The organism is Fructobacillus sp. EFB-N1, from assembly GCF_001038455.1.
In the GTDB taxonomy this organism is placed as follows: Bacteria; Bacillota; Bacilli; order Lactobacillales; family Lactobacillaceae; genus Fructobacillus; species Fructobacillus cardui.
In genome coordinates this window covers 1-12,512 of sequence record NZ_LDUY01000033.1, presented here as the reverse complement: position 1 = coordinate 12,512, position 12,512 = coordinate 1, and the positions used below count along the sequence as shown (strand labels likewise).

Genomic DNA, 12,512 nt, shown 5'->3' with positions numbered 1-12,512 from the left:
ATTCTTTGGGTTTTTATTTTAAATTTTCTCGTTCGAATTAATTATAGAATCTGCCGTTTGGTTAAAAAAATAAGCGATGGGTAACCATGAGTCAAGTAAAAATATTCCTCCTCTAAAAGAATTAGTAATGCTGGCTGCGGCATTAGAGGTCGATAAGAGATATTCGCTTGAAGAGGTAGTTAAAAGAATAAAGTGAAGCTGCATATCATGACCAAACGTGCCGACTTACTTTTTATTTATCAAACGGTTTAACGAAACTATTCACTGCAGACAGTGCGTTTATCAGGTAAAATAGAGAAAATATGTGAAAAAATATATTAATTTTGAAGTACTGAGTGAAGTTTGATAATTAGGTTAATCGGGGATGGAAAACGATGTCTGAAGAAAAATTTGAAAAAGCAGTAATTGAAAAACTTAAAAAAGAAGGTTGGACTTACCGCGAAGATTTGTCTAATAAAAAGGCAGAAGTATTAGAGCAAAACTGGCGTGAGGTGCTGAACGACAATAATCGAATCAAATTAAAGGATAAGCCTCTTTCTGATAATGAATTTGATAAATTAAAGCAGGAGCTGACGCATAATAAAACACCTTACGATGCCCAATTATTATTGGCGGGTGCTGGTGGGGTTGGTACGCTGCCACTAACACGTGACGATGGTAGCCAACTCGAAATTGAAATTTTTTATGGTGATGAAGTGGCTGGTGGACATTCTCGCTATGAGATTGTTAACCAGATTACTTTTGATAAATTGCCAAGGACTCTTGGTCATAACCGACGAATCGATATTATGTTGTTGATTAATGGTTTGCCAGTTGGACATGTTGAAGAAAAGGATGAAACACGGGCTAATCAGCTGAGCGCCTTTGAGCAATTCCAGAAGTATGATTCAGATGGTATGTACGAGGGGCTCTTCTCATTCGTGCAGGTTATGTTTGTTCTTTCCCAGCATTCGGCCCACTATTTTGCCCGGCCTAAAAATGCTACGGAGTACAATAGGGAATTTTTGTTTGGTTGGCGTGACGATGATGGGAACGATGTCACTGATGCTATGGTTTTCATTCATCAGGTAATGGGAATACCTGCACTGCACCGATTAGTCACTGTTAATATGATTCCGGATGCTGATAATGACAATGTGATGGTGATGCGTTCTTATCAAATTCAAGCAACTCGAGCAATTATGGATCGGATGCGGGTCATGGAGAATAATCGCTTTGTTGAAAAAGAAGGCGGCTATGTTTGGCATACAACCGGAAGTGGTAAGACGGTAACATCATTTAAGGTTGCCCAGCTACTCGCTTCCTTGCCACGTGTTCGTCACGTTTTGTTTATCGTTGACCGTGTTGATTTGGTAAACCAAACGGCAGAAAATTTTAAGTCATTTGCTTATAAAACGTTTGAAAAACGGATTCAGGTGGTTAAAGGTTATGAACTTAAGAAAGCTTTAAAGCAAAAGAATGGTCCGTCTAATATTTTCTTAACAACGGTCCAGGGGCTTGATAAGGCTGTTAAAACAGGTTTGAAATCTGATGAACGAATGGTTATTTTGATGGATGAAGCGCATCGCTCTGCTAGTGGTGATGCGGTCGCCCATATTAAAAACGCTTTTTCAAAAACAACGTGGTTTGCTTTTACGGGAACACCTAATTTTTATAGCGATGATGCAAACGATGTAAAAACAACACGAGCTGTTTCAACATATGATGTTTTTGGTCAACGTCTACATCGCTACACCATTAAAGATGCCATTAGTGATCAAAATGTCCTGGGCTTCGATGTCTCTTACTACACGCCAACCATTGAAAAGGATGCGGATAGCGATTTAACAGAGAAGGAATTGGAAAAAGCTGTTTATACTTCGTTACCATTCCGTGAGGCGGTGGTCGAGGATATTCGCGACCACTGGAATGAAAATCATTCTGGTCCCATTGAAATGGGTATTCGAGAACCCAACCAATTCCACGGCATGTTAGCAGTTTCTGGTAAGCAGGCAGTAGTGGCCTACTACAATCTATTTAAAAAATTAGCGCCAAATTTGCGTGTGGCCATGACTTACTCTCGTGATGAAGATAATGGAATGGGTTCTTCTGATTTACAAGAATCGCTAAAGTCTGCCATTAATGATTATTCAACCTTTTATGGTACCCATGACTTTTTCAATGATTCAGATACTGAACGCGCTTACCTAACGGATGTCACAAAGAGAATTGCCCACAAAAAACCTTACAACAGAAAGCTGACCGCAGAACAAGAAGTAGAAACACCTCAACGACTCGATTTGATTATTGTTTCAGACCAATTGCTGACAGGATTTGACTCGAAATATGTCAATACGATTTATATGGATAAAATCCTGAAAGAGGGTTTGCTGATTCAGGCAATGTCACGAACAAATCGTACGATTGACCTCAGTGCGAAACCGCATGGGAAAGTTCGTTTCTTCCGTAAGGGAGAGATGATGGAAGACCGCGTGAAGCAAGCTCTTATGATTTATACCCAGGGTGGTAATGATACACAGCCTAATAAGGATAAGTTGAATAAAGATACGGATGAAATGGAAAAGGATTTAATCACTGATGATATTCTGGCTCCGAAGCAAGCTAAGCAAATTCAAGAATTGATTCCACAAATTGAAGAGCTGAAGACAATGGCGGGGGAAGATTTCAGTGTCAATCCTCGGTCTGAAAAAGAGCGTGAACAATTCGTTCAGTTAGCCGCAGATGTCAACCATTCAGTGCAACGACTGGTGCAGCAAGGCTATAATATCGGCGATGAAATCGATGATGTTGATGAAAATGGCAATAATAACGGAAAGAAGATTGCACTAAATTTGGCAGATGATAACCAGTTTAGTGCGTTGCAGGCTCGTCTGAATGAGGTTAACGGAACATTACCACCTAAAAGACAGATTGACTTAACGAATATCCAGATTGCGATTGATTTGTATAGTCGTGAAATAATTGATTATGACCGATTGGTTGAATTAATCAATGAATACATGAAGGAAACCGTCGATACAAAGCGTGCGGAGATTGAAAAGCATATTGCCGCATTGAGTGATTCTGAGCGAAATGAAATCATTGAAATCTTGGATGGTATCGTTTCTGGTAAATACCGTGTTGCCTTTAATACCGAGACATTGGATCAAACACGAAAAACTGTCCGGTCGGACCATCAAGAACTCATGATTCGTCGTTGGGCGGATGACCATCATCTAAGTGGTAATGCAATTATTACAGCGTATGAAGACTTTTTGCCGGGAGTTGGATTGAATGATAATCCAAAGCTCAAGGCAAGGTTAGAACAAATTGAAAATGACGAACAGTTAGGTTTCTTTCAAATCGCTGATTTTGAAGATGGTGTCCAGGACTTTTTTGCAAAACTATAATATTTAAACTTGGAGTAAATAATGGCATTAACAGCAGATAGACAAGCGTTGATTTGGAAAACATTGAATGAAACGCGAGGCAAAATCGAACCATCAGAATATAAGAACTACATCTTTGGGATTATGTTCTATAAGTTCTTGTCAGAAAAGGCGCAACTTTGGCTTGACGAAATGCTACGAGGCGAAAAATGGGCTGATATTTGGGCGCAAGACCCTGAAAAGGCAAAAAATTTCATGCAAAGTCGTTTGGGCTATGTGATTGAACCTGGGGACATGTTTTCCGATTGGAAGGAGGCCATCAACACTGACAAGTTCAATATCATGATGGTCAAAGATGCTTTAACACGCTTTGATAATGGCGTTAGTCCAGAAGCAAAATCAGATTATGCCGGCATTTTTTCTGATATTGACCTTGGGTCTTCACGATTGGGTGCTAACGCCCAGACACGTGCTGCGACAATGATGGACTGGATTAACTTGATGGATGAAATCGAGTTGGATACCGATGCCGACGTGTTAGGTGACTTGTACGAATATTTGATTGGAATGTTTGCTGCAAATTCTGGTGCTAAAGCGGGAGAATTTTATACTCCCCACCAAGTTTCAGATGTTATGGCTCGAATTTTGACTGCAGGTCGGGAAAATCAGGAATCGTATACCCTCTATGACCCCACGATGGGTTCAGGGTCATTACTGATCACTACGGCATCATACATGAAGAATGCTGGTGTTCAGGGTGCAATTAAGTACTATGGGCAGGAATTGATTACGACAACTTATAACTTGGCTCGGATGAACCTGATGATGCACGGTGTTGAGTATAACGATATCAATTTGCGTAACAGCGACACCCTAGCTGGTGATTGGCCTGATGGAACCGTTGATGGGGTTGATTCACCTCGAATGTTTGATGCTGTTATGGCGAACCCACCTTATTCTCAAAAGTGGGATTCGGAAAACCGTGAAGATGATCCTCGTTTCAAATTTGGAGTAGCTCCAAAGGGAAAGGCGGATTACGCCTTCCTATTGCACGGACTGTATCATTTGAATAACAACGGTCGGATGGCTATTGTTTTGCCACACGGAATTTTGTTCCGAGGAGCAGCCGAAGGACGAATCCGCCAAGCTTTGCTAGAAAACCGTAATATTAGCGCAGTGATTGGATTGCCTGCCAATATCTTTACGAATACAAGTATTCCAACAATTATCATGGTGCTTGAAAAGAACCGTGCCACTGATGATGTACTCTTTATTGATGCTTCTAAGGGATTCGAGAAGCAAAAGAACAGCAATAAGTTGCGACAAGAAGATATTGAAAAGATTGTTGATACGTATTTGAAGCGTGAAGACGTTGAAAAGTACGCTCATGTAGCAACGATGGACGAAATTCGCGAAAATGACTTCAACCTCAACATTCCACGCTATGTTGACACTTTTGAAGAAGAAGAGCCGATTGATTTGGTCAAAGTCAATCAAGACATCGTTTCGGTCGAGGCCGATATTAAGAAAGAAGAAGCAGAATTGCTAGAGTTGGTTAATCAATTAGCCGTAAACGATGATAGCAAGGCGGTTATTGACTCATTAAAGAGCTTGTTATCGGGAGGCAATCATGAATAAAAATGTGCCGGAAATCCGATTTCAGGGATTTCATGACGATTGGGAACAGCGTAAAGTACGTGAACTATTCACAGTAACTCGTGGTCAAGTATTAGCAGTTTCTGAAGTTAGTAGTATTAAAACATTAGTAAACCCATATCCTGTTTATTCATCTCAAACTAAAAATAATGGTTTACTTGGTTATTATCATGACTATTTATTTGATGGTGGAATAACATGGACAACCGATGGTGCCAATGCAGGAACGGTGAAATACCGTAATGGCAAGTTTTATAGCACTAACGTTAATGGCGTTTTACTATCCAATGATGGATACATGAACAAATCCATAGCAGAAATACTAAATAAATCTGCTTGGAAATATGTTTCGCATGTAGGAAATCCTAAACTCATGAATAATGTTATGAGTGATATAAAAATTGAAATTCCTACAAAAATAAGCGAGCAGAAAAATCTATCCGGTTTGATAGACAAAATTGACAACCTCATCACCCTTCATCAGCGTAAGTTAAATTTGCTGCAAGAACAGAAAAAAAGTTTATTGCAAAAAATGTTTCCGAAAAAAGACGAAAAAATTCCGGAAATTCGTTTTAATGGTTTTACTGACGATTGGGAACAGCGTAAGTTGGGGGAGGTTGCTGATATTGTTGGAGGTGGAACACCCAGTACTACGGAAGAAGATTATTGGAACGGTGATATTGATTGGTATACTCCCGCTGAAATTGGTGATAGTATTTATGTTTCTCACAGTAAAAAAACCATCACCAAATTGGGATTATCAAAAAGTTCAGCAAAGTTATTACCCGTTGGAACAATTTTATTCACCTCAAGGGCTGGGATTGGAAATACAGCGATACTAGGCAAAATCAGTACAACGAATCAGGGTTTCCAGTCAATCGTTCCTGATGAAAATAGACTCGATACTTATTTTATTTTTTCACTTTCAAAGATGCTAAAAAAATACGGTGAAAAAATGGGAGCAGGTTCTACATTCCTAGAAGTATCAGGGAAAACGATGTCTAAAATGACAATATATTTACCTGATGTAGTTGAACAACATCAAATAGGTACATTCCTCAAACACTTTGACAACCTCATCACCCTTCATCAGCGTAAGCTGGACGCTTTGCAAGAACAGAAAAAAGGGTTATTACAAAAAATGTTTGTATAAATAAATTAGAAAAGCAGGCCACATGGCCTGCTTTTTTTGTGTTTTTCGCTTTGTTTGGCACAATGAGGTTAGTTCACGCAGGAATTTTTAAGAAGTGAATAATAAACTTAACATGCATATTCTAAAGGAGCGAATTTATGTTAGAAAAGATAGCAAAAAACGAAAAATTTCATGTTTACTATAAGCAATGGATTACGGTCTATAAAGAGGGCGCTATACGGGAGGTGACAATGGCCAAATATATTATGTCGCACCAATGGCTAGTCAAACTCATGCCTGATTTGAAATTAGAGGATTTAACAAGAATTTCATACCAACAATTATTAAATAATTATGCAGAAGAGCATGAGCGCCAAACAACGATGGATTTTCATCATCAGTTAAAGGGAGCCATACTTGATGCGGTAGACGAGGGACTTGTTGAGCGAGATCCGACGAGAAAGGCCATTATTAAGGGGAAACATCCCAGAGATAAAAAGCCAAAATATTTAAATCAGTTTGAATTGCGGACAATGTTAAGTAATCTGAAATTAGATCAAGAAATCAATTGGGATTGGTTTATTCTGCTGGTTGCCAAAACAGGTATGCGTTTTTCAGAAGCTCTAGCACTAACGCCAAAGGATTTTGATTTTCCACACCAGATGCTCTCCGTTAACAAAACATGGAACTATAAAGGTAACGGAGGATTTTCGCCAACGAAAAATCATTCTTCTGTCCGAAAAATTCAATTAGATTGGCAGACTGTGATTCAATTTTCAGAGTTGGTGAAAGAACTTCCACAGGAACAGCCAATCTTTGTTGCCCCAGATGAAAAAATTTATAATTCAACAATCAATAATATATTAGCTCGTGTTTGCGAAAAATCTGAAGTACCAGTGATATCTATTCACGGATTGCGTCATACACATGCGTCGTTGCTACTATTTGCAGGTGTTTCAATTGCCAGTGTAGCTAGACGATTAGGTCATGCCAGTATGACAACAACTCAAAAAACCTATTTGCATATTATTCAAGAACTAGAAAATAAGGATGTTGATTTAGTTATGCGATCATTGTCGGGATTAAGTTAAATTCACAAGGAAATACGGCCTACGCTGATGAAGGGTGATGAGGTTATCTATTTTTGAAAAAACTGTTCCTATTTTCTCCTGTTCATTAATTAATATAGGAATCTCAAATTCAAAATCATTTACATCCTTTGGTGAAATATTAGGTTGTGCTCCCGTTACCAATGTTGAATTTAGTAAATTTTTAAAATGAGGTGTCGTTACTAAAATTGAAACAAAACCATAATTTATTAGTTCATTTCTTTGAAAATATCCAACACGTTGATTTTGATAAACCTTAGTGTTATCAGGTTTAAACAAAATAGCTACTTTTCCTGTAGTAGCTCCGGACATTGCGATAACTGTGGATTTATTTGGCAAAACATAATTAGAATCGTTCTCATTTTTTGGATAATATGCAAATTGTCCTCCAATTCTTCCATTAGAAAGAATATTTGATATTCGCACTATAGGGACTCCCTGATTCGTAAACATACTACTTTTAAATGCATATCCTCCTCTAAGAGGCGCTATATCCCCCAACTTACGCTGTTCCCAAGTGTTGTAAATAATTCTAAATTATCTTAGTTATTCAAGAAATGTTATGATGGTTGTATGTGAAAAAAGTATTTTATATTTAATTACGATTTGAAGGTAAAAAGGGATGAAAGACGATTTAAAAGCAAAAAAACACGTTAAAAACGCTACAAAAGAAGGAATTGTCATGATGGCATTGCTTCAAATGCTGCAAAATGCAGGTGGCAAGATGGAAAAGAAGTCGGCAAAAAATATGTTGCCGCAAATGGATGACCGAATTTCTGATGAAATGATTCAGGAAGAAAAAATTTCTAAAAAAACTGGCACCACTTATCGACCATTTAATTTCATTTTCAATTTTGCAGTGAAGCGTTTGCAGCTATTTGACTGCATTGAAAATTCTAGAGGGAAATTTCTGATTTTAACTGAAAAGGGAATGGAATTAGATTTAAGCCAAACTAGTGGGGGAAAAATTCGAGCAGCAACAGATGCCTTGATGAAAGAGTTGTCAGAGAAGAATAAAAAGAAAAAAGAAACTCAAAAATTAGTTGAAAATCCCAAGAATCGAGTTGTTGATCCTGAACCTGAAGATGATGACTCTGATGATATTAGCGACAGTACAGAAAGCTGGAAAGAAGAGCTTAAGGTTCAATTACGTAAAATGGACCCAAATAAGTTCGAAAAGTTTAGCCGACGATTAATCCAGGAAATGGGTGCTCAAATTGATGATGAAATTGGAGTGAAGCTTTCACAGGACCATGGCTTAGATGGTTATGCCTATTTTGTCAGTGATGAGTTGCGGACTACTCGAGTGGCAATTCAATCGAAACGCTACAATAACCAAGTCGGTGATAAATATATTCGTGATTTTCGTGGATCAATTCAAAATGGAACAGATTACGGAATTTTGATTACGACGGATTACTTTACGCCAGCAGCGGTAAAAGAAGCGAAGGACCCTTCAAAGTCAACGCCAATTACTTTGCTGGATTTAGACGATGTCGTTGATTTAGTTGAGAAACACCAACTCTTTGTCAAACGAGTTGAGACCTATGAACTTGGTGATTTTTATTTTGAATAAGTAATGTTTCTGATGAAAGGCACCGTGAATAAGTCTTCGACAATATATAAGTTTTCCCAAGTCCTCCTTGCTAAAAAGCATGGAGGATTTTTTTCATCAATCTGAAAAAAGGGCTTGACAACTGAAAACACCGAAAAAGGACAAACTACTTGCAGTTTGTCCTTTTTTGCTGATTTTTGATGAAATCAGCCTGGCAGAAAATAGTTTTTATACTTTTTATGCGGACTAATATTGTCGGTTTGTTCGGTAAGTTGAGAGTTAGGGAAGTTAGACGACAAAGTGTGGGAAAATGCTAGCGAATTTTTGGCTTTTACCTTATAAATGAAGTATCGAAACGAAAGGAGGTAGAACATGAGTAGCTTGATTCGATTGGTGGTCATTTGCATCAAGTATGTTTTCAAGCACTTAACCGATTCTTTTTTTGGGCGGCACACGGATAACTTTCGAGTGCAGCTTCATGTCACTAACTTAGTACAAAAGGAGGTTAACTGCTATGAACAATGGCAATGCGGCAACATTACATTCCATCAAAATGCAACAGCGCCAAAACACAGGCGCCCGAATGGTTCAAATAGGCGTAATAAATCAGTTTAATTATTATTGTGTTAATGAAACTCAACAGACCCGTTTAAATCAGGTTTACTATGTCAAAATAATCGCATCCCCGAGAACGAACCATCGGCATTTGCGGTGTTGCCGACAGTGCCTTAAACGAAAACAGTTCCTCAGCCCATTCATCATTTTCGGAAAAGGTATCATGTATGTCACGGTTTACTGCTATCTGAACTTTTCTCTTTTCAGACTCCACTAAGCCCGTTGGTCATCATACCAAGTCTTATGCTAAAATAGTCAGAGCGGTTTTAACTTCAGTAACGCGATAAGGAGAAAAAATGTTTAAAGCGTACAAAAAGTTCTGGCAGAATTACGTTAACTTTAACGGTCGAACAACGCGAGCTGACTATTGGTGGTTTACTTTGGCCAATACCATTATTTGGTTACTTTGGATAGCGGTCTTTGCTGGTGTTGCTGTTGGGCCAATTATGAAGTATGTCGACCATGGGCGTTTCACGCAAGCCGATACGCCAATGTTAGGCCTATTAATCGTTTTGCTTTTACTGGCTCTCTTTTATGCATTGGCAACCTTCATTCCCAGATTATCACTGCAATACCGACGAATCGTGGATACAGGTCTTAGCCCATGGTGGTTCCTCTTAGTTGTGATTGGCAAGTTCTTGTCAGTTAGTGCTGCGGCACAAAACAACGCAATCACAGCTGCTGTTTTTTTCCTAAACTTAGCTGTTTTTGTCATCAGCGTGTCTAAGACAGATGCCTTCAAGAAAGAAAAATAAGTTCAGCGTACAAAAGTTAGTTGCAGGAAAGGATCCACGAAAGTGGGTCCTTTTTTGGTTTGTGCTAAACATTCGTCAACGCTGGTGCTACAATGAGCAATAGAGAGTTCGAAAGGTCGGATAGCAAATGATTATGGTACAAGCATATAAAAATTATTGGCGAAAGTATTTGGACTTTTCTGGTCGAGCTTGTCTAGCTGATTTTTGGTTAGTGGTCTTTGACAACATCCTCTTGACGGTTGTGGTCCTTTTGCTAACAGGCGGATCCATTTGGGGATTGACGCAACAACTGCTAGACAATGATGTTTCCGGCATTGGTTTAGGTGTTGTTGGGATAGCAGCGTTGGCTTTGATTATTTCGCTATTTTACGGTTTAGCAACCATTATTCCCAACCTGTCATTGCAGTACCGCCGTATCTTGGATACTGGACTGAGCGCCCGTTGGTTTGCCCTCCCTGTTGTGGCTTGGGTATTAGTCATTTTTTATGCCATTTTTCAAAATGGCCTCTTGCTTTTAGCTTTGGCTGTTGTGGAACTAGTCCTTCTGGTCATTAACTTAGCCGGAACTAATCGCTTTTCACATAAACGTTAATTTTTTTTGAAGCCTGGCCGTTGGTCGGGCTTTTTTATACGACAATAATTTTTTTGAGGCAAGTTGACTTATGATACTAAAGCGTTAAAAATCAGTCATTTTTTAGTAGTTCTGATTTAAGAAGCGTGGTAAGATAAGAACGATTGAGAGAAAAGTAAAATGGGAGATATAAATGTTATCTGCTTACAAGGATTATTGGAAGAAGTATTTCCGTTTTTCTGGTCGGTCAACCCGGTCTGATTTTTGGTGGGTTATCTTGGCTAACATTTTAATTGGTATTTTGGTAACAATGATTAGTAACGGTTCAGTCTTTGCTGCACTGGAATCTGCCTTTAATAATGGCAATCAGGAGCAAGCAGCGACTGGCTTGGCTGGTTTTACGGTCGTTTTTATTGTTTTGTATCAATTGCTAACAATTATTCCCAATTTGTCTTTGCAAAGTCGACGGATTATTGACACTGGCTTGAGTGGCTGGTGGTTTATTCTGGTCGTTTTAGCTTATCTCTTGCCATGGGCTTCGCTAGTAGCTTTACTAAGCGATGCCTATCACGCTGCTAATGGCAGCGGTACATCAAATTCTCTTTGGCTCATGATCCTTTGGGTCATTGTTGAAATTGTCCTATTGGTGATTAACTTAACACCAACCGATGCTTTCGGTCGGCACCGTTCTTGATTTGTGTGCAAAGCAGCCCGGCCGGGCTGCTTTTTAGTGTTAAAGAGGCCAAAATGCTTTTTTAGAATGCTTCTTGATGTTATAATGTCGGAGGCTGATTTATCCGGAGAGGGGGTGAGAAGGATGATACAATCATATAAAAAATATTGGGAAAACTATTTTCATTTTAGGGGTCAGACTTCTCGCTCGGAGTATTGGTCGGTCATATTCATTAACTCAGCGATTAGTCTGTTAGGTTATTGGTTGGTCTTGTACCTATTGGGTAACTTGGTGCAAACGGTTGTGTCGGTTGCTGACAACTCGAAGGCTTATTGGGTCGTATTAGTGACCTTAGTTCTAGTTACCTTTCTATTAACGGTTTTTTGGTTGGTTAACGTCATTCCGTTTTTGTCGATTTCCTATCGGCGTTATCGCGATACGGGCTTGACGGCCTGGGCTTTCACTATTGAACCGGTAGCAATCTGCCTATCCTTAGCCGTTTATTACTACCAAACGAAGGTCTATGAGAGTAATATCAGCATGCCTTTGTGGCTAATTCCAGTCTTACTGGTGTTGGTATTGGCGGATTTTTTGATTAAAATTTTGCCGACGGGTACTTTTAATAAAATCTAAAAAGCCATTGGCCGTCAACCGGTCAATGGCTTTATTTGTGCTATAGATAATTGATTCTCTTGCAGTAGTCTTTGCTATGCTGAATAATCGTAGTTATAATGCAATGTTTAATACGTTCGTAAACAAAGGAGGAGCGTCGATGAGCCTTGCAACTATCAAAAATAAAACAGTTTCGACTCGTGTGACCCCGGAAATTAGTGAACGAGCTAAAGCGCATTAAAGACCATACCTGAAAAGGAAAGTAGCAAGGTTATCGGGAATTTCATCCAGCAAGATATGGCAGTTATGGAAAACGGTATGATGGCTGGATTGTGGTTTATCGGCTCGAATAATGACGAGTTGATTTTACTGTTAGTCACGACCAGGCCGCATGAAGTTCTGATAAAATAAGGCAGATTCTATAATTAATTCGAACGAGAAAATTTAAAATAAAAACCCAAAGAAT

General features: G+C 38.9%; 10 protein-coding genes and 1 pseudogene. 10 read left to right on the top strand and 1 reads right to left on the bottom strand.

The window, feature by feature from the left end; translation table 11 throughout:
• The first annotated feature begins 374 nt into the window (after positions 1-374).
• The 4 genes from FEFB_RS07440 (at position 375) to FEFB_RS07425 (ending at position 7,247) form a co-directional block, all read left to right on the top strand.
• Positions 375-3,389 carry a type I restriction endonuclease subunit R gene (locus FEFB_RS07440; protein ID WP_047975617.1) on the top strand — a complete coding sequence of 1,005 codons (3,015 nt, stop codon included), beginning with the start codon at positions 375-377 and terminating at the stop codon, positions 3,387-3,389.
• A 21-nt stretch (positions 3,390-3,410) separates the two neighbouring features.
• Entirely contained in the window at positions 3,411-5,006 is a 1,596-nt protein-coding gene (locus FEFB_RS07435; protein ID WP_047975616.1) for a type I restriction-modification system subunit M, read from the top strand.
• On the top strand, positions 4,999-6,177 hold the full coding sequence (locus tag FEFB_RS08520) for a restriction endonuclease subunit S (protein ID WP_047975615.1): 1,179 nt from the start codon (positions 4,999-5,001) through the stop codon (positions 6,175-6,177). Before FEFB_RS07435 ends, FEFB_RS08520 begins: the two co-directional genes overlap by 8 nt.
• Before the next feature lie 137 nt (positions 6,178-6,314).
• Positions 6,315-7,247 carry a site-specific integrase gene (locus FEFB_RS07425; RefSeq protein ID WP_047975614.1) on the top strand — a complete coding sequence of 311 codons (933 nt, stop codon included), beginning with the start codon at positions 6,315-6,317 and terminating at the stop codon, positions 7,245-7,247.
• Here the strand turns inward: FEFB_RS07425 and FEFB_RS07420 are convergent.
• The gene (locus FEFB_RS07420; RefSeq protein ID WP_255360193.1) at positions 7,239-7,793 is read right to left on the bottom strand and encodes a restriction endonuclease subunit S; all 555 of its coding nucleotides are present in this window, start codon (positions 7,791-7,793) and stop codon (positions 7,239-7,241) included. The genes FEFB_RS07425 and FEFB_RS07420 overlap by 9 nt on opposite strands.
• A gap of 94 nt (positions 7,794-7,887) precedes the next feature.
• On the opposite strand from FEFB_RS07420, the gene FEFB_RS07415 reads away from it, so the two are divergent.
• From FEFB_RS07415 to FEFB_RS09210, 6 genes and pseudogenes are all read left to right on the top strand, one after another.
• Positions 7,888-8,841, top strand: coding sequence for a restriction endonuclease (locus FEFB_RS07415; protein WP_053068985.1), 954 nt, complete (start codon positions 7,888-7,890; stop codon positions 8,839-8,841).
• Positions 8,842-9,731: 890 nt separating this feature from the next.
• A complete protein-coding gene (locus FEFB_RS07405; RefSeq protein ID WP_047975611.1) occupies positions 9,732-10,190 on the top strand; it encodes a DUF805 domain-containing protein in 459 nt (152 codons plus the stop codon).
• A gap of 133 nt (positions 10,191-10,323) precedes the next feature.
• Positions 10,324-10,782: a DUF805 domain-containing protein gene (locus FEFB_RS08335; protein ID WP_161795115.1), complete on the top strand. Its 459-nt coding sequence runs from the start codon at positions 10,324-10,326 to the stop codon at positions 10,780-10,782.
• A 172-nt stretch (positions 10,783-10,954) separates the two neighbouring features.
• Complete coding sequence (locus FEFB_RS07395; protein ID WP_053068983.1) at positions 10,955-11,455, top strand: DUF805 domain-containing protein; 501 nt, start codon at positions 10,955-10,957, stop codon at positions 11,453-11,455.
• 123 nt (positions 11,456-11,578) lie between these two features.
• On the top strand, positions 11,579-12,067 hold the full coding sequence (locus FEFB_RS07390) for a DUF805 domain-containing protein (protein ID WP_047975610.1): 489 nt from the start codon (positions 11,579-11,581) through the stop codon (positions 12,065-12,067).
• Positions 12,068-12,312: 245 nt separating this feature from the next.
• Positions 12,313-12,457 (top strand): annotated as a pseudogene (locus FEFB_RS09210) (type II toxin-antitoxin system mRNA interferase toxin, RelE/StbE family); the annotation flags it as partial.
• Positions 12,458-12,512 lie beyond the last annotated feature (55 nt).